General features: G+C 58.8%; 16 protein-coding genes. 10 read left to right on the top strand and 6 right to left on the bottom strand.

The window, feature by feature from the left end:
* The first annotated feature begins 11 nt into the window (after positions 1 to 11).
* Positions 12 to 494, top strand: a complete 483-nt coding sequence (locus ACMX25_RS34935) for an ASCH domain-containing protein (protein ID WP_414954450.1) — start codon at positions 12 to 14, stop codon at positions 492 to 494.
* Positions 495 to 544: 50 nt separating this feature from the next.
* Here the strand turns inward: ACMX25_RS34935 and ACMX25_RS34930 are convergent, their stop codons facing one another.
* The gene (locus ACMX25_RS34930; protein WP_414954449.1) at positions 545 to 2,746 is read right to left on the bottom strand and encodes a TonB-dependent receptor; all 2,202 of its coding nucleotides are present in this window, start codon (positions 2,744 to 2,746) and stop codon (positions 545 to 547) included.
* A 573-nt stretch (positions 2,747 to 3,319) separates the two neighbouring features.
* On the opposite strand from ACMX25_RS34930, the gene ACMX25_RS34925 reads away from it, so the two are divergent.
* The 6 genes from ACMX25_RS34925 to ACMX25_RS34900 all read left to right on the top strand — a co-directional run bounded on the left by ACMX25_RS34925 (position 3,320) and on the right by ACMX25_RS34900 (position 11,589).
* Entirely contained in the window at positions 3,320 to 4,831 is a 1,512-nt protein-coding gene (locus ACMX25_RS34925) for a sugar ABC transporter ATP-binding protein (protein WP_414954448.1), read from the top strand.
* A 24-nt stretch (positions 4,832 to 4,855) separates the two neighbouring features.
* Positions 4,856 to 5,881 (top strand): ABC transporter permease, encoded by a 1,026-nt coding sequence (locus ACMX25_RS34920; RefSeq protein ID WP_414954447.1) that lies wholly within the window; start codon positions 4,856 to 4,858, stop codon positions 5,879 to 5,881.
* Between the two features lie 96 nt (positions 5,882 to 5,977).
* A complete protein-coding gene (locus ACMX25_RS34915) occupies positions 5,978 to 6,919 on the top strand; it encodes an ABC transporter substrate-binding protein (RefSeq protein WP_414954446.1) in 942 nt (313 codons plus the stop codon).
* 102 nt (positions 6,920 to 7,021) lie between these two features.
* A complete protein-coding gene (locus tag ACMX25_RS34910; protein ID WP_414954445.1) occupies positions 7,022 to 8,320 on the top strand; it encodes an L-fuconate dehydratase in 1,299 nt (432 codons plus the stop codon).
* A 213-nt stretch (positions 8,321 to 8,533) separates the two neighbouring features.
* Positions 8,534 to 10,606: a putative bifunctional diguanylate cyclase/phosphodiesterase gene (locus tag ACMX25_RS34905; RefSeq protein WP_414954444.1), complete on the top strand. Its 2,073-nt coding sequence runs from the start codon at positions 8,534 to 8,536 to the stop codon at positions 10,604 to 10,606.
* Between the two features lie 296 nt (positions 10,607 to 10,902).
* The gene (locus ACMX25_RS34900; RefSeq protein ID WP_414954443.1) at positions 10,903 to 11,589 is read left to right on the top strand and encodes a hypothetical protein; all 687 of its coding nucleotides are present in this window, start codon (positions 10,903 to 10,905) and stop codon (positions 11,587 to 11,589) included.
* A gap of 98 nt (positions 11,590 to 11,687) precedes the next feature.
* Here the strand turns inward: ACMX25_RS34900 and ACMX25_RS34895 are convergent, their stop codons facing one another.
* The 3 genes from ACMX25_RS34895 to ACMX25_RS34885 are packed head-to-tail and all read right to left on the bottom strand — an operon-like array spanning position 11,688 to position 12,683.
* Complete coding sequence (locus tag ACMX25_RS34895) at positions 11,688 to 11,891, bottom strand: hypothetical protein (RefSeq protein ID WP_414954442.1); 204 nt, start codon at positions 11,889 to 11,891, stop codon at positions 11,688 to 11,690.
* Between the two features lie 30 nt (positions 11,892 to 11,921).
* On the bottom strand, positions 11,922 to 12,233 hold the full coding sequence (locus ACMX25_RS34890; RefSeq protein ID WP_414954441.1) for a hypothetical protein: 312 nt from the start codon (positions 12,231 to 12,233) through the stop codon (positions 11,922 to 11,924).
* Between the two features lie 45 nt (positions 12,234 to 12,278).
* Complete coding sequence (locus ACMX25_RS34885; protein WP_414954440.1) at positions 12,279 to 12,683, bottom strand: rhomboid family intramembrane serine protease; 405 nt, start codon at positions 12,681 to 12,683, stop codon at positions 12,279 to 12,281.
* Positions 12,684 to 12,832: 149 nt separating this feature from the next.
* On the opposite strand from ACMX25_RS34885, the gene ACMX25_RS34880 reads away from it, so the two are divergent.
* Positions 12,833 to 13,306, top strand: a complete 474-nt coding sequence (locus ACMX25_RS34880) for a hypothetical protein (RefSeq protein WP_414954439.1) — start codon at positions 12,833 to 12,835, stop codon at positions 13,304 to 13,306.
* 60 nt (positions 13,307 to 13,366) lie between these two features.
* On the opposite strand, the gene ACMX25_RS34875 is transcribed toward ACMX25_RS34880, so the two are convergent.
* Positions 13,367 to 14,392 (bottom strand): phosphotransferase enzyme family protein, encoded by a 1,026-nt coding sequence (locus tag ACMX25_RS34875; protein WP_414954438.1) that lies wholly within the window; start codon positions 14,390 to 14,392, stop codon positions 13,367 to 13,369.
* A 308-nt stretch (positions 14,393 to 14,700) separates the two neighbouring features.
* Here ACMX25_RS34875 and ACMX25_RS34870 point away from each other — a divergent pair, with 308 nt between their 5' ends.
* Positions 14,701 to 15,270: a GNAT family N-acetyltransferase gene (locus ACMX25_RS34870; protein WP_414954437.1), complete on the top strand. Its 570-nt coding sequence runs from the start codon at positions 14,701 to 14,703 to the stop codon at positions 15,268 to 15,270.
* 37 nt (positions 15,271 to 15,307) lie between these two features.
* Here ACMX25_RS34870 and ACMX25_RS34865 read toward each other — a convergent pair whose 3' ends face one another.
* A complete protein-coding gene (locus ACMX25_RS34865; RefSeq protein ID WP_414954436.1) occupies positions 15,308 to 15,889 on the bottom strand; it encodes a type 1 periplasmic-binding domain-containing protein in 582 nt (193 codons plus the stop codon).
* A gap of 190 nt (positions 15,890 to 16,079) precedes the next feature.
* Here ACMX25_RS34865 and ACMX25_RS34860 point away from each other — a divergent pair, with 190 nt between their 5' ends.
* Positions 16,080 to 16,706, top strand: coding sequence for a tyrosine-type recombinase/integrase (locus ACMX25_RS34860; protein WP_414954435.1), 627 nt, complete (start codon positions 16,080 to 16,082; stop codon positions 16,704 to 16,706).
* Positions 16,707 to 17,218: the final 512 nt, after the last annotated feature.

Here is a 17,218-nt window from a genome sequence, read left to right as displayed (position 1 = left end):
ATTGTGAAGGCATGAACCCGATCGTCGAACGGCACGTGGATGCATTGCACGAACAGGGTATCCGCCTGCCGGATGGCGACGTTCGGATTGGCAGTTTTGGCGATTCCGAGGCGCTTTCTAAGGCGCTCATTTTGCTTATCGCGGGAGGCATCAAGCGAGCGACGTGTAGTTTGCTGTGGTCGTGGGAATTCGAGGGCGACGCTTTACCGAAGGCTGGAGATATCGAAATTGTTCTTGATTGGCATGGTCAGCCAGCGCTAGTTCTGCAGACAGCGACGGTAGAGATCACCCCCTTTGCGCGCGTATCCGCCGAGTTTGCGGCAAGTGAAGGTGAAGGGGATCTGTCCTTATCGTATTGGCAGAAGGAGCACTGGCGTTTCTTCTCTAGTGAGTGTCTTCGGATCGGCCGTGTCGTGGATGAATCGATGCCTCTCGTGTGCGAGACGTTCGACGTACTTCATGCAATGAGCCAGCTCAAGAGGCCGTTCGCCTGAGCAAAGCAAACGGCCATTCGCGTGTGTTGCGAATTAAAGGTCCCGTCAGACTAAAAATCCGAATGAACAGTGACAAAAGCGCTTAGCGGTTGACCCACATACGCACCCGCGGCGTTGGCGGCAATGAAATATCGACGGTCAGTGATGTTGTGCACGTTAAGGTCTACACCCCAATGACGCGCCTCGAAGCCGAACGCGGCATTGGCGATCACGTAGGAAGGGATCGAGTTAACGTTGGTGATATCGCTATAACTCTTGCCCAGATAGTTCAAGCCCGCACCCACGTGGAACCCTGAAATTCCGGCGATTGCAAAATCATACGTAGTCCACAGGTTTGCCATATACGCCGGCGCACCTTGCGGATGATTTCCCACCGACGTGATGCCCTGAGGATTGTCGGTAATAACCGCGTGCTGAGCCGTCACGTTCGCCGACACATGCCAGCGGTCCGTGATGGCGGCATCCAGAGACACTTCGCCGCCTTTCGTCTTCTGGCTGTCGAACACGACGGATTCCGCGCCGTTAAGGGTGACAAGCGAGGCGACGTTGTCTCGCGAAACATCGAAGAGCGCCGTGTTGAGGATCAGGCGATCGTCGAGGAACGCGAACTTGATGCCCGCCTCATATTGCAGCGCGGACTCGGGTGCACCAATGCCGTTCTGAGTATTTTCGGAATTGAAGTTGGCGAGATGGCTCTTCGATACGCCAACATACGGAGACATCCACGGCAGCAGTTTATACAGCGCCCCAATATTCCAGCTCACCGGGGCATCGTCGCGGCTGTCCGTGACGCCGGCGAGAAGCGGCTGGCCGCCGGTCCCGAAGCGCCCGGGCACGGAGATCAGCGGCGTCAGCGACGTGTCCCACCAGTCCTTGCGCACCCCTGCACGCACCTTGAACTTGTCCGTTACATCGATCTGATCGGTCGCGTAGATGCTGTAATAGTTCGCGGTGAGATGATCGTCGTCGCAGGAATGCTTCGCGTCGCAGAGGAATGTCAGGTTGCCGACGGCGGTTTCCGGCGGAACCGGCGCGAAGGCATCGGCAATGTTGGGAAGGTCAGCGGTTGAGCGCTTCGTGTCGATTGTCTGGTGCTGGTATTCGAAGCCCGTCAGCAACGTGTGAGCGACGCTGCCAGTTCCAAAGCGCCAGACTGGCTCGAGTTGGTAGTCGAAGGTATTGTCCGAATCATCCTGCTGGCGCAATTGACGCCCTACCACCTCGCCATTGCTCACTTTCGTGCTCGTACTGTCGCCATTTCCCAGCACGTCGAGCGAGCGATGCAGGTACGAGAACCGGTTGTTGATAGTAAGGAAATCATTGATCCGCCACTTATCTGAAAGCGTCGGACGGACGTAGTTTCCGTGAGCGAAGGCAAAGGGCGTGGAGTATTTCGAATCGATCGACACGTTGTTAATCGGCGTGCCGTTCAGATAGATCAGTCCATAGGAGTCGGGCGTTTCATGGATCTCGCGCAGGTCCAGTGCGAAATCGATCGTGTGATTATCCAGTTCCCACTGCAGCGCGGGTCTCACCTCATAGTCGTGACTGCTCAGGTCGCGAAACCCGTCCGAATGCGAGAAGGTGGCATCGACCCGATAATTAAGACCCGCAATGCCCGTCGGGCCCGTGATGTAGTCATTGTTCGAGACAGTGCCGAACGACCCGGCTTGCACGCTTGCGCCATAGTGCAGCTCCGGCGAAGGCGTGTAATGCACGATGTTGATCGTGCCTCCAGGCGGCCCGCTGCCGAAGAGTGCCGACCCAGGCCCTTCCAGGACTTCGACGCGCTGGACGCCATTGAGCGAGTGCGAGATACCGCCGAGAAGGTCGCCATCGGAGTAGCCATCGCTGTAGATCTGGGCGTTCAGGCCGCGGATCAGGAAGTGATCGTAATAGCCCTTCGTGTCCTGACCGCCTACGTTGACCCCGCTCGCGTTATTCAAACCTTCGCGCAACATGGTCGCGCCCTGCTGGGAGAGCACCGCGCGCGGGATGACCTGCGCGTTGGACGGCAGGTCCTCCAGTTTTGTGCCGGTCTTGCTGGCCGCGCTGACCTGCTTCGGGTCATTGATGGTGTCGTCGCCATTGAAAGGACTGTAGCTCGACAGCGCAGCGCCATGAACCTGAATGGGCGGCAAGGTTGCCGGTTGAGACGCGTCTTGAACCTGCTGCGCGATAGCGCGATCTATTTGCGCCGCACCAGCCAGAAGGAGCAATCCCGTTCTCAAGTATTTCTGATTCACTTTCATGATGTTTACATATCCCCTATTTTTTAATTACGATCGCCGCTCGTTTACGCACATGACAATGCCAATCATTCGCATTAGCATTCCGGGATGCAGTGCTAAACGGATTTCGATTCGTATTTATTCCGGGGGCTGGTAGGGAAAGAGGAAAGAAATATCGGAGGAGATGCGTGCAAACGAAAGAGCGGGGTCACCGCGATGGATCAGGATTCTTCGATCGCATCGGTCGGCTTACCCACGTTCAACGATGTCGCCATCTTCGCGAATTCAATGCTTAGGACTGCCTTGATCCGGCGTTCGGCGAACAGTCAGGGCAAAAGTGAAAGCGCGACGTTAGAGCCGTCTACGTCAGACACTAGGGAATGCCTACCGTTGAGCCGCTGCCGTCTGGCATCGTAGAATCGGGGCACATCGGTTTGGGGGCTTAGCAATGCGTCTGGCTTCTCGTTGCGATTTCACAAGCAGTTTTCACTGCAATACCTCGCTACGGCCGGGGTATCAACGCCTGGCGCTTTTCCGCCCCGCTTCTCGCGATCAGGCCCGCGGCCTTCGCGAAATTGTCATCAAATCCGCTCCATGACCCCGCTCATTTCCGTCAAGAGGCTCAACAAGAGCTTTCCCGGCGTGCGGGCGCTTCACGAAATCCAGTTCGAACTCATGGCGGGTGAAGTCCACACGGTCATGGGCGAAAACGGTGCCGGCAAGTCGACGCTGATGAAAATCCTGGCCGGCGTCTACACCCGGGATTCCGGCGAAATGCTCTATGACGGCCAGCCCGTCGACTTCACAAGCCCGGGCGAGGCGCAGGCCATGGGTGTCTGCATCATTCATCAGGAACTCCAGCTGATGAATCATCTGACCGTCGCCCAGAACATGTTCATCGGCCGGGAGCCGCGCGGACGCCTCGGCCTGTTCCTCGACGAAGACAAACTTAACGCACAAGCGCGCGACATCATCGCCCGCATGCACGTGAATCTCGACCCGCGTGCCCTTGTTGGCACTCTCACCGTCGCCAGCCAGCAGATGGTCGAGATCGCCAAGGCCCTGTCCTTCGATTCACGTGTCCTGATCATGGACGAACCTACCTCGGCGCTCAACGACACCGAGATTGCCGAGCTGTTTCGCATCATCCGGGAGCTCAAGAGCCGGGGCGTGGGCATCATCTATATCTCGCACAAGATGGACGAGCTGAAGCAGATTTCCGACCGCGTCACCGTGTTGCGCGATGGCGAATACGTGGCCACGGTCAACGCTCGCGACACCAGCGTCGAATCGATTATCGGCATGATGGTCGGGCGAGCGCTGACCGACGCCGCGCCTTCTCAAAGCATCGCAGGCGCAGGCGAGGTCGCCCTCGAAGTCAAGAACCTGAACGCCGGCCCGCTGGTCAGGGACGTAAGCTTCGTGCTGCGCAAAGGCGAGATATTGGGCTTTGCGGGACTGATGGGCGCCGGTCGAACCGAGGTCGCCCGCGCGGTGTTCGGCGCCGATCCGATCGAGTCCGGCGAAATTGTCGTGAAAGGCGCGAAGGCGACGATCAGGACGCCGGCCGACGCGGTGGCGCGCGGCATTGGCTATCTTTCGGAAGACCGCAAGCGCTTCGGCCTTGCAACGGGAATGGACGTCGAATCGAATATTGTCATGTCCAATCTCGGCAAGTTCCTGTCGCTCAACGTTTTCTTGCGCCGCAACCAGATACGCCGGACAGCCGCCCACTTCATCAATCTGCTCGCCATTCGGACGCCCTCCGCAACCCAGGAAGTGCGGCTGCTGTCGGGCGGCAATCAGCAGAAAATTGTCATCGCCAAATGGCTTGAGCGCGACTGCGATGTGCTCTTCTTCGATGAACCGACGCGCGGCATCGACGTCGGCGCCAAGAGCGAAATCTACAAGCTGCTGCGCTCGCTCGCGGACCAGGGCAAGGCGATCGTCATGATTTCATCGGAACTGCCGGAAGTCCTGCGCATGAGCGACCGTATTGTCGTGATGTGCGAGGGCCGCATTACCGGCGAACTCTCAGCCACGGAGGCGACGCAGGAGCGCATCATGCAATTGGCGACGCAGCGTGAAACCTTGAAAGCGGCATAAGTCTTTAGAGGAGCGGTCCGTTTTATGACACTGCCATCGGATACTTCGGCGCTGGGTAATCAAGGACGGGCGTCCGCGCTGAGAGCCCGCCTCTTCTCGCCGACCGCCCTGCAAAAGCTGCTCGCCTTCGGGAGCCTCGTGTTGCTGTTGGCGTTTTTCAGCTTCGCCTCGCCCGCGTTCATGCAGATGGACAACATGCTCGGGATTCTGCAGGCGACGGCGGTCAACGGCGTTCTGGCGATCGCTTGCACGTTTGTCATTATCACGGGCGGCATCGACTTGTCCGTCGGCACGTTGATGACTTTTACGGCCGTTATTTGCGGCGTATTCCTGACCTATTGGCACTTGCCGATGTCGATCGGAGTGATCGCTGCCATTGTCACCGGCGCGCTGTGCGGGACCCTCTCCGGCACGCTCACGGCGAAAATGAAGATCCCGCCATTCATTGCCACCCTGGGCATGATGTTGCTGCTGAAGGGACTCTCGCTCGTCGTCTCGGCCGACAAACCCATCTATTTCACCGACACCGAAAACTTCTACAGGATCTCCCAGGATTCGTTGATCGGCTATGTATTCCCGAGCCTGCCCGTTCCAAATGCGGTCCTGATCCTGTTCTTCCTGGCGGTCGTGAGTTCCATCACGCTTAACCGTACTGCGCTTGGCCGATATACCTTTGCGCTCGGCAGCAACGAGGAAGCCGTGCGCCTTTCCGGGGTGAATGTCGACAGGTGGAAGATTGCTATCTACGGCCTGAGCGGGGCCATTTGCGGCATCGCCGGATTGCTTATCGCGTCGCGCCTGAATTCTGCGCAGCCGGCGCTCGGCCAAGGTTACGAACTTGAAGCAATAGCCGCCGTGGTGATCGGCGGAACATCGCTCAGCGGCGGGTCGGGAACGATCCTGGGCACGATCATCGGCGCGTTCATCATGAGCGTGCTGACCAACGGCTTGCGCATCATGTCGGTCGCTCAGGAATGGCAGATCGTGGTCACCGGCCTCATCATCATTCTCGCGGTCTATGCCGACATTTTGCGGCGCAAGAAAGGCTGACGCCGCGCGGGACAGAACCCAAAAATCAAGAAAAGGGAGCGCCAAGGCTCCCCCAACGGCTGAAGGTTAATAGCCAACCTTAGGAGGAGAACCACCATGTTGAAAAGAAGACTGATCGGTGTCGTAGTCGGCGTGGGTGCGCTCATTGGCGCGACCAGTGTGGTGCGCGCGGACGAACCTTATATTCCGCTTATTTCGAAAGGCTTCCAGCACCAGTTCTGGCAGGCCGTCAAAGCCGGCGCGGAACAGTCGGCGAAGGCGCAGAACGTCCGGATCTCCTTCGAGGGTCCGGAGACCGAGGCCATGGTCGACAAGCAGATCGACATGCTCTCGGCCGCGCTCGCGAAGAAGCCCCAAGCCCTCGGCATTGCCGCGCTCGATAGCAAAGCGGCCATTCCGCTTCTCAAGCGCGCACAGTCCAACAAGATACCGGTCATCGCCTTCGACTCCGGCGTCGACAGCGACATTCCGCTGACCACGTGCGCAACGGACAACGTTGCCGCGGCCGCACTCGCCGCCGACAAGATGGCGGAAGCGGTCGGCAATTCCGGCGAAGTCGGTTTGATCGTGCACGACCAGACCAGCCGCACCGGCGTTGATCGACGCGATGGTTTCCTCAACGAGATGAAATCGAAGCATCCGAACATCAAAATCGTCTCGGTCCAGTATGGCGGCGGCGATCATTTGAAATCGGCTGAAATCGCCAAGACGATGATCCAGGCCAATCCGAACCTCAAGGGTATTTTTGGCTCGAATGAAGGCTCGGCGGAAGGTGCTGCTATCGGCGTGAAGGAGTCGGGCAAGAAGCTCATCCTGATCGGTTACGACTCCGGCAAGGAGCAAAAGGACGACATCAATTCTGGCCTGATGTACGGCGCCATTACGCAGAACCCGATCGGCATCGGCAAATGCGTGGTCGACTCCGCAGTGAAGGCGTTGAAGGGCGAGACGCTGCCCAAGAAGGTCGACACGGGCTTCTACTGGTACGACAAGAGCAACATCAACGATCCGAAGATCTCAGCCGTTCTCTACGATTAACCGTCGCTTTCAAAGCGCGACGAGAGAGGAAGAAGGGTCGCGGCGCTTGGCCGGCGCCGCGACCCTCGTTGCTCCTTCTTGTTTACTGAGGAGAAAAGTCAATTGACCACGATTACCAAGCTGTCCGTCCGGGACATCCGGTTTCCGACCTCGCGTTCACTCGACGGCTCCGACGCGATGAATGCCGCGCCGGATTACTCGGCCACCTATGTAACGCTCGAAACCGATTCACCGCAGGGACTCACAGGTCATGGCCTCACGTTCACCATCGGGCGCGGCAACGAGATTTGCGTGACTGCGGTAAAGGCGCTTAGTCCCCTTGTTGTCGGCAAGACGCTTGAGGATATTGCCGCGAACATGGGTGAGTTCTGGCGCGCCATCACCTCCGATAGCCAACTGCGCTGGATCGGCCCGGATAAGGGAGCGATCCATCTGGCGACGGCCGCCGTGGTTAACGCGGCTTGGGACTTGTGGGCCAAATCGGAAGGCAAGCCGGTGTGGAAACTGCTCGTCGACATGAGCCCTGAAGCGCTCGTGCGTTGCCTCGATTTCCGCTATGTCACCGATGCAATCACACCGAACGAAGCTATCGCCATCCTGCACCGCCATGCGAAGACCCGCGGCGAACGCGAGAAGGAGATGCTGGCGCGGGGCTATCCGGCCTACACCACTTCGGCCGGCTGGCTCGGTTACGACGACGACAAGATCCGCCGGTTAGCGCGTGAAGGCGTGGCGCAAGGCTGGACGCATTTCAAGCAGAAGGTGGGCGGCAATATCGAAGAAGATATGCGCCGGGCTCGCATCCTGCGCGAAGAGATTGGTGATGACCGCAAGCTGATGATGGATGCAAACCAGGTGTGGGAAGTCGATGAAGCCGTCTCGAACATGCGGCGTCTTGCGGAATTTGATCCGTGGTGGATCGAGGAACCCACGAGCCCCGACGACGTTCTCGGCCATGCGACCATCCGCGAACGGATTCGTCCGATCGGCGTCGCGACGGGCGAGCATTGCCAGAACCGGGTGATGTTCAAGCAGTTGCTGCAGGCGCAGGCAATCGATTTTTGTCAGATCGACAGCTGCCGCCTGGGCGGGCTGAATGAAGTGATTATCGTGTTGCTGATGGCGGCCAAATTTGGCGTGCCCGTGTGCCCGCACGCGGGCGGCGTTGGTTTATGCGAGTACGTCCAGCATATTTCGCTGTTCGACTATATCTGCGTGTCGGGGTCGCTGGAAAACCGGGTGCTCGAATACGTCGATCATCTGCACGAGCATTTCGTCGATCCGGTCGTGATTCAAAACGGCCGATACATGCCGCCGCAGCGGCCGGGATATAGCATCGAAATGCACGCGGCCTCGCTCGATCAATATGACTTTCCTGACGGTCCGGGCTGGCGGACCTGAGTTGTCAGCTCACGTCTCATCAAAGTGAGCTCCATCACTGATCGACAACCCGCCCACCGGCGCGATTCCATCCGCTCCCTGTCCAACAGAAACTAAACAAACGGTGAACATAGCCTGAACAGAGCGAAAAATTCCACTTTCCCTATGTGTTTGCTTAAGTTTTATTGACGCATGCCGCTAAGAGAAGGACACAAGACTCTTACGGAATTGAGCATGCAAAGCGCTTATGATCCATGGCTGGTCGTACTGTCGCTGATCGTCGCGGCACTTGCGTCTTACACCGTCCTCGACATATCAGCGCGTATTTCCCTGCTCGAAACGAAACGGCAGCGCCGTGCATGGATCGCGGGCGGCGCAGGGGCCATGGGGCTCGGCATCTGGTCGATGCACTTCGTCGGCATGATCGCGTTTTCGCTGCCTATCCTGCTCGGCTATGACTTGAAGATCACCGGGGCGTCGCTGCTGATCGCTATCGTCGTCTCCTATTTCGCGCTCAACATCATCGTCGGCAGGAGCATGTCGACGCGCCGCCTCGTGGTGGGCGGCATCCTGATGGGGCTTGGCATCGCGGGCATGCACTACGCCGGCATGGCCGCGATGCGCATGGAGCCCGGCATCATTTACGATCCGGTCTTGTTCGCTGCGTCGATCGGCATTGCGATCGTCGCCTCAATCGCCGCGCTCTGGATTGCACGCAATCTCTCGGACAGCTCGCAGCGCTACGTTATCGGGAAGCGCGTCGGCGCGGCTCTAGTGATGGGCATCGCGATCACAGGCATGCATTACACCGGCATGGCCGCTGCCGCATTTCCGCTCGGCGCGATCTGCGCGGCGGCCAACGGCGTGAACGCCCAGTGGCTCGCAACCACCGTGACGATCTTTACCTTCGCCATCCTGATCGTGACGCTCGTGCTGTCACGCCTGGACACCCGGGCGATGCTTCTCGCCGGATCCGTCTCGGCGCTGAACGGCCAGGTCCTGCGCATGGCCACCTTCGATACGCTGACTGACCTGCCAAACCGGCGCACGCTGACCGAGCGCATGGAAGTCGCCGTCGCTACCGCGAGCCGCAACCAGACCCTGTTCGCCGTCCTGTTCCTCGATCTCGACGGCTTCAAGATGATCAACGACTCACTCGGCCATTCGGTAGGCGACGAGGTGCTCAAGGCGTTCTCGCAGCGGCTGCTGCGCTGCGTGCGTGGCGGCGACACGGTCGCGAGGCTCGGCGGTGACGAATTCGTGGTGATGCTGACGGACATCCAGTCGGCCAAGGATGCCGAGACCATGGCCTCGAGCATGCTGGAGCGCATGCGCCACGGCGTGTGGTCCGACGGCCAGCCGCTGCAGGTCGTGCCGAGCGTCGGCATTTCGCTCTATCCGCAGGACGGCACGACGGTCGAGACGCTGCTCATGAACGCCGATGCCGCGATGTACGAGGCCAAGCGTGGCGGCCGCGGCAGTTATCGTTTCTTCGAGGCGAGCATGAACGAGGCCGCTACGCGCACGCTGCAGATCCAGCAGGCACTGCACGACGCGCTGGAACTCGGCTATTTCTCGCTCAATTTCCAGCCTAAATTCAACGGCAAGAGCGGCGGTCTCGTCGGCGCCGAGGCCCTGATCCGGCTCAACCATCCGCAGATTGGTTCGTTGCCGCCGATGGAGTTCATCCCCATCTCCGAGCGATCCGGGCAGATTGTCGCGATCGGCGCCTGGGTGCTGCGAGAAGCATGCAGGCAGATCCGGCGCTGGGCGCTCGAGGGCCGGCCGCCGGTCAAGGTGGCGATCAATTTGTCGCCGCGGCAATTGACGCAACCGGATCTGGTCGAGCGGCTGACGGCGATCGTGCTGGAAGAACAAGTGTCGTGCGAGCAGATCATGTTCGAGATCACTGAAACCGTCGCGATGCAGGACGCGCCGCGCACGATCGAGATGATTCGCCAATTCCAGAAAAACGGTTTCGATATCGCCATCGACGATTTCGGCACCGGCTATTCCAGCCTCGCTTACCTCCAGCGGTTCCGGGTCAAGCAACTGAAGATCGACCGCTTCTTCACCAACGGGCTGGACGAACCGGGCAACGAGGGTAGCGCGATCGTATCGGCGATCATTGCGCTCGCTCATTCCCTCGAGATGGATGTGGTGGCCGAGGGAGTGGAGACCGCGACGCAACTGGGCAAGCTGCAAAGCATGATGTGCGACGAGATCCAGGGATTTCTCGTCGGCAGGCCCTTGAGCGCCGATGCCTTCGGCTTGCTGATGACCGGCGAGCAGGCCATGAGCGTGTGAAGATGTTCCGAGGAGAGCGTGCGTCTTCGGCTCGCTACGGATCTCCTTCACCATAACAATCGCGAAAATGGTTGCGCTAAGCTCCAGCGTGCGCGTCGGGACCCCTGCGACGTGAAAGGTCACCACGCGAATCGCTTGGGACTACTTCAATCCATAACTGGTCCGGATTGAAATGCTCTGGATACCGCCCGCCCCTTCCTGCTTGGCAGGTCCCGTGTCACTGGATTGGTCTGACGAAATCCGCGATTACTCGTTTACCATAGCTAGTCCATATCGTTGCAGGACCATCGGTGAGCATGATGAACAACCGAAAGATTTTGATGATTATTGGCGCGCTCCTGATCGGTGCAGCAGGGGCCACTTACCTGGTGTTCCTTCAGGCTGACCGCCGTGCAATGGCAGAAGTTTCGGCCGCCATGGATCAATCCGCACGCCCTCCCGTCGCCGATCCGGTCGCGGGCGACCACGTGACGGAAGGCAGCATCGGCCAAACACAGCCGTCTGGCGCAATCACGCAAAGTACAGGCATCGTGCAGCCGCCGGCGCCTTCTGGTCCGGCAGTAGCACCTGTGCCCAAGACGGCCGCACTCGCGTCCAGTCCTGCGACCGCGCAAGTCACCGGGCAACCGAAACCGGAAGCACAAGCAAAGAAAGCGCCGTCGACGGCAGTCGCGTCGGTGAATGTGCAGGACTCGGGTGCGCCGAAGGTCGTCTCAGCGCAGCGCGGCCAGCGAGGACGAGACGGTCTCGATCGTCGTGCTACCGCCGCTCAAGGCGCGACACCGGAAACGGATGAACTGGTCAGGGAATCGGCGAAGCTCGATCCATCGTTACCTCCGCCGAATATGTCCGCCGCTCGCGCCGCCACGGACCAACGTAGCTCGAAGCCAGGCTCGGGCGCAAACCCGGTCGCGGCCGCGATGACGGATCAGTTCGTCAGGAATTCGGCCAGGATCGATCCTTCGCCGGCAGCGCCCAAGTAGCTGGCTTTTCCGCTGCGAGTGCGGCGGCGCAAACGCTCTAGCCGAAAGTCACGACACTCGCTGCGTCTTCGCGTCTGTTTGATTGCAAAGCCGCCGTGCTAGGAAGTCACGCCGCGCTTCAGCATCTCCGCCCGTTCGTGATCCACTTTCTGCACGAGCAACTGGACGAGCGTTGTCGACACCTTGTCGTCGAGCTGCTTCGCCTCGATCATGTTCGCCATGAGTTCAAGCTGCTTCAGCGTATCGCCGTAATAGGTCAGCAGACTCTTGCGTGTTCTCCATTCGGCGGAATCCGGTGGCACCTGCGCGGCTTCCGTCGAGTCGTAGAGCCGTTACCATTCCGGCACGAGTTTGCCGCGAATCCGGCCGGCCACAGCCCTCCCGCCGTCGGTTGTCGTCGGATAACGCTTTAGCGTATTCACATCTGCGATTGCGCGCTTTTCCAGATCGCTCGACTGCACGATGACTTTAGAGAACTGCATTATTTCTTGACGATATGGGCGCGTCGCCAGATCACCGAGTGACCACATCATGCCGCCGATAAGACCACACGCGAGCACTGCGGAAATGCCAAGCGCCATTGTGCGCTGGTCGCGCGTTTCGGTCGATTCATCGGGCGGCGGTGCAAGCAGCAGCCCGAGCATCAAGCCACCGAACAGGCCGCCAAGATGCGTCCCGTTGTCGATGCCTTAATGCCTGAAGCCGCTTAGCAATGTATAGACAATGAAGGCCAGCGCGAGACGCAGGTGCCGCAGATAAAGCGCGCGCGGCACAACGCTGCCGTGGCGCAGGAGATACGCGACGATGGCGCCAAGCACACCGAAGATCGCGCCCGATGCACCCACGCTGTTGACGCCTGGACGCCACAGAAGACTGGCGAGACTGCCCGTCAGACCAGCGAACACGTAGAGCACGGTGAAGCGCGCCGTACCGAACAACCTCTCGGCGACGCGTCCGCTTTGCACGAGCACAAGCATATTGAAAAACAGGTGAAAAAACCCCGCGTGGATGAACACGGACGTCAACAGACGCCACCACTGCCCTGCCTGCGTGTAAGGCCCGAAGTTGCTGCCCGCAGCGACTATCGCGCTCAACGAGATGCGCCGTCATAAACCATATATTGGTCGGCATGAAGCCTTCCAGACGCAGCAACGCTGCCTCTCGCTCCAACTAACCGTGGAGCGCCTGACTGCGGCGCTGTGACATCGATTCGAAAGCGTTTTTTTGCGTGGCGGTGGCGTCAATGGCGACGAGAGCACAGCCGTCACCGAAGTGCCTGGAGGAACTCTCGCTGTGCTTGCGGCCTCCACAGAGCGAAAGAAATGCGTGGGAACAGAGTGACGATCTGAGCACTTACACGGATGGCAAGCGGGTGGTCTGGACGAACGGCAGTCAGTTCATGACGAAGCTCGATCACGACACGTTCGACATCATTTCTACCCTCCGCTTGCCAGGGAATGATCATGCCGACACGCTCACGCGCGAACAATTTATAAAAGCATTCGACTCGAAGTCGAACTTCGATCAGAAGCGGGCAACCGTGAAGAAATCGGGATATCCGCCGATCTCCGCCGCCGAAATAGGCCCGTCGCAGAGGTTCGCGGCCTGCACGGGATGCCTGGTCAGGCGTCGTTGCAGGCTCCAAATGAGCCGGTTCAGTATCGGACCATGTGCGGCTAGCACCGGCCACAAAGCGACGGTCGAGGGCTACATCTAAATTGCTGACAGTCAGGTTGTAGGGCGTCTGCCCCGCAGCGGCGGGGCCAACGGTAGCTCGTCAGGCGCGTAAATCCAGCTCTTTCCATGCCTCGAACATCTCGACCTGTTTTCGCAGCCAATCCGCAGACACAGAACTCGTCCCCCAGTGATGTAACCGCCCGGCTGCCTCGCCAAGGTTCCATAGATGCCGAAGCTGAATGAATAGCGGCAACGCGGCTAGGTCATGTTCGCTCACCCCGCCTCGACCGGCGCGGTAGCCACTCAAGTAGTGCGTCCAACGCTCGCGGAGCGCGTCGTCGGGTTCCTTGAGACTTTTACGAAACAAGTACGACCACGGCAGCACGCTCAAGTCGTATGCGAGGAAGCCCGGGCCTGCATCGTCGAAGTCGAAGAACACTGTTTTCTTAGTGTCGCCCCGGCTCATGGCCACATGATTGTTGAAGCCGTGCGTGTCGCCGTGGCAGATGACCCGCGTTAGGCCGCCCTCGACCACGGCTAATTCTTCAAGCAGGCGATATACCAACCGGTGGTACGTTTCAAACAGCTCTGCATCTAGTTCCGGGTGCCCCTTCAAATAGACCAAGCTCCTGCCAGCAAGGTGATGACCGTCAATTGTGTAACGACTTGGCGGCCCAGCATAGTCGCGCGCCGCATTGTGTATGTAGGCCAACGCTTTGCCGGTCAACTCGAATTCGTCCAGCGTGTCGGGCGTCGTGCCGTTTGCATGGCGGAACAAAGCCAGTGCGCGCGGACCTTCGGGGAATTGCAGTTGGATGTGCGTCCGCCCGTCTGCGGCCGATACTGGCGTCGCCACCCCTGCTCCTTTGGTCGCCAGGTGCGCCAGTAGTGCGGCTTCGAAATCGATGTTGAAGCCACCGCGCGGGCGGATCGAATATAGGCGTGCCACGTACCGAGTTCCGTCGACTGCACGCAGTGCATAATTATCGTTCAGACCACGGCGAATCAGATGGCACTCCTGCACTGGAAAGCCATGTTGCAGCGCTACCCAGCGGGCGACAGACGCGGTGGCAGCGGTTGTATGAGCGGAGACGAGGTCGGGATCGTATTTTGGGGTGTCGATCATGGCGAATTGCCCATCAAGCCGTGTAAAAAAACTCGGGTGGGACTGGTCCGAATCGGCACGTCACAGAAGGCAGAGTTCTACCATGTTTTTAGAGTCCGCATAATCGCTCATTCCTTAAGCACGACAACAGCAGCTTACTAATCATTTACAATTTCTGGGAGTAGTTTGCTTATTTGCTCACCCCGCTGGCCACTTGTCGGTCAGCTGCTGATGCTCGCCGTCAGGCGGGAAACGGCCATTTTGAGACATTCGATGGCACCGCTTAAACTGTTGACAATCATTGCTCCCTGACATGCACCGAACAAAAAATGCGCGCAATTGAACTGTTGAGACCTACGACTGCATTGCTGCCGAGCTACATTTCTGCACTTGAGGCGGGTTGGTCACCTGACAACGTTCGTAAAGAGGTCGCTGCACGCGAACAATTGCACGCTATCGAAGTGAACGCGGAGGCGTTTGTCGACGGCCTGGATGACCCGACCGCATCGGGCGGCCCGATTCCTTTGCCCGATGGCTCGACTGTCGCCCGCCTGCCGAGCGTTGTCCGATGGATTTGGGACGGCGACGTTTGCGGCGCAATCGGATTTCGTTGGCAGGCCGGAACTGCCGAACTGCCGCCGTATGTACTCGGACATATCGGTTTCTCAGTCGTGCCGTGGAAGAGAGGCCACGGCTACGCACGGCAGGCGCTCAATTTGATGCTGGGCGAAGCGAGGCGACAAGGTTTGCCCTACGTAGAGTTAACGGTTGATCCCGAAAATATAGCCTCGCAGAGGGTTATCGCAGCCTGCAATGGTGTCTTGATCGAGCGCTTCAGAAAGACGGCGGCCTATGGACTCGCTGAGTCTCTTCGCTACCGCATTGAGCTAGACGACTGAGGAACCTGTCGGACCCGGTTCGGCCACGAAGAGACGCTCAAGGCGGTCGTTCAATTTTCTGAGCCAACCGAAACGGATCGACGGCCCACATTTCGCCGGAGCGGAGGTGCGGCTGTGAAAGGTCGAGCCACTCTCCGAGCGGCGTGAGACTTATTCCCGGTGAAACCGAACCGCTGAACGACTCGGAGACAAACGGCGCGTCATCTTCCGAGCGACGAACAACCTGAACAATGTGAGTTATACCGCGTGGACGGGGATGGTTACCCGCCCAGTTGGGTTCTCCCATTTTCAGCCCGATGGTGGCGCAACGCGGAACACTGAAGGCCGTGATCTCTCGCCCCTCAAGAACAAACCCTGTCCGCGACTCAATTTCCTGAATGATCCGATCCGACCACACTTGCAGGGCATCCACATCGTCAGCAGCAAATATAGCGCGGTCAGCAGCTTCGTTTTCTGCTCGCATCGCTTTCGTGAGAAGCAGTCTGGTCCACCCAGAGCAGTCAATGACTGGAGGGTCGGCAAATAGTCCTTCTGACTTCACGCCACGCCGGTATCCGACTCGACCCGTGTAAAGCTGCACCAACTGCCACATCGTCGTCTCGCCGGCGTTTAAAGTCATTGCGCAAACCTTCGTGCTGTTGGCTATAGGCGGCTATTCATGAATAGAGCCGAGATCGAGTTGGTAGTATCCCATGGGGACGGCAGCCTGAATGACCGCTTAGTGGTTTGTTCAAGGTCTCTTGTGGGTCGAACAGCGACCGCTCGGCCGAGCGCAAGATTGATCTCCCTTCATCAAAGAGGAGGTTGCGATGGAAGCGCTTAATTGTTTGCCCGCTCGTCCGGTACCGTGGAATAAGGGGAGGCTGACCGGACAGAAGCCTCCGTTGAAGCTTCGTGAGATCTGGGCAATTCGAACAAGACTTCAGATGTCATCCAACGCTCGCGAGTCGGCACTGTTTAACTTGGCAATCGACAGTAAGCTCCGGGCATGCGATCTGACGCGACTGCAGGTCCAGGATATCTGCATGGGAAGCCATGTGGTGGCTCGCGCGACTTTCACGCAGCAGAAAACGCATCGACCGGTGCAGTTTGAAATAACGGAGCAGAGTCGTCAAAGTGTTTCGGCTTGGATTTCTGCCCGAGGTTTGAAGCCTGCCGACTATTTGTTTCCAAGCCGGCTGCATGCTTCAGCGCATGTGTCGACGCGTCAGTATGCGCGCATCGTTCATCGTTGGATCGCGTCGATCGGACTTGACGACAGCGCATACGGTACGCACACAATGCGACGAACGAAAGCATCATTGATCTATCGCCGGACCAAGAACCTGCGCGCGGTCCAACTGCTGTTGGGCCATACAAAGATCGAGAGCACGGTGCGATACCTTGGGATCGAAGTTGACGACGCACTCGAGATGGCTGAGCAAACGGAAGTCTAGCTTCCGTGGCCGGCGAGCGTTCGCTTGTCGGCCAGAACCGGTGACTCGACACGATCATCCAGATCGTCGACACCCATTAGCGGACCAAGTGTCAAGTGAACAAACAACACCCTCGGCTGCCTAAGCGGCCGATATCGATTCCACTGACCGAATGCAGTAGCCGATCGCACCCGTTTCTTCAATTCATGGCTGCGACGGATCGCGCCAGACACCCATCAGGCTCAAGCGATCGGCGTACATCAATTGCCTCTCGCCCTGGTGGCTTCGCCACCCCAGAAGAACATTGGTGCCGCAACGCGTCCATCAGGTTTGCACAATACTTGTGGTTGCCAAACCTCCGGCACCAATCCAGAACTGGCTCGCGTTGCGGGCGATCCGCTTTGCTGCGCTTCGGGGGACGGCGGCACGGCATCCCATTCAATTGGGTGGCTTCTAGCCAGTCGACGATTAGGGCTTGCCGGTCGCCGTCGTAACTCTTATGCGAAGCAGCGGGTCACATCAAATGGCTTTCG

This window comes from Caballeronia eucalypticola (assembly GCF_047608185.1).
In the GTDB taxonomy this organism is placed as follows: domain Bacteria; phylum Pseudomonadota; class Gammaproteobacteria; order Burkholderiales; family Burkholderiaceae; genus Caballeronia.
This window is presented reverse-complemented; position numbering and strand designations above follow the sequence as displayed.

What these genes read in the sequence shown, in the direction of transcription:
- ACMX25_RS34935 (WP_414954450.1), top strand. Translation starts at nt 12, where the DNA reads ATGAACCCGATCGTCGAACGGCACGTGGATGCATTGCACGAACAGGGT.
- ACMX25_RS34930 (WP_414954449.1), bottom strand. Translation starts at nt 2,746, where the DNA reads ATGAAAGTGAATCAGAAATACTTGAGAACGGGATTGCTCCTTCTGGCT.
- ACMX25_RS34925 (WP_414954448.1), top strand. Translation starts at nt 3,320, where the DNA reads ATGACCCCGCTCATTTCCGTCAAGAGGCTCAACAAGAGCTTTCCCGGC.
- ACMX25_RS34920 (WP_414954447.1), top strand. Translation starts at nt 4,856, where the DNA reads ATGACACTGCCATCGGATACTTCGGCGCTGGGTAATCAAGGACGGGCG.
- ACMX25_RS34915 (WP_414954446.1), top strand. Translation starts at nt 5,978, where the DNA reads ATGTTGAAAAGAAGACTGATCGGTGTCGTAGTCGGCGTGGGTGCGCTC.
- ACMX25_RS34905 (WP_414954444.1), top strand. Translation starts at nt 8,534, where the DNA reads ATGCAAAGCGCTTATGATCCATGGCTGGTCGTACTGTCGCTGATCGTC.
- ACMX25_RS34900 (WP_414954443.1), top strand. Translation starts at nt 10,903, where the DNA reads ATGATGAACAACCGAAAGATTTTGATGATTATTGGCGCGCTCCTGATC.
- ACMX25_RS34890 (WP_414954441.1), bottom strand. Translation starts at nt 12,233, where the DNA reads ATGCTCGGGCTGCTGCTTGCACCGCCGCCCGATGAATCGACCGAAACG.
- ACMX25_RS34880 (WP_414954439.1), top strand. Translation starts at nt 12,833, where the DNA reads ATGGCGACGAGAGCACAGCCGTCACCGAAGTGCCTGGAGGAACTCTCG.
- ACMX25_RS34875 (WP_414954438.1), bottom strand. Translation starts at nt 14,392, where the DNA reads ATGATCGACACCCCAAAATACGATCCCGACCTCGTCTCCGCTCATACA.
- ACMX25_RS34870 (WP_414954437.1), top strand. Translation starts at nt 14,701, where the DNA reads ATGCGCGCAATTGAACTGTTGAGACCTACGACTGCATTGCTGCCGAGC.
- ACMX25_RS34865 (WP_414954436.1), bottom strand. Translation starts at nt 15,889, where the DNA reads ATGACTTTAAACGCCGGCGAGACGACGATGTGGCAGTTGGTGCAGCTT.
- ACMX25_RS34860 (WP_414954435.1), top strand. Translation starts at nt 16,080, where the DNA reads ATGGAAGCGCTTAATTGTTTGCCCGCTCGTCCGGTACCGTGGAATAAG.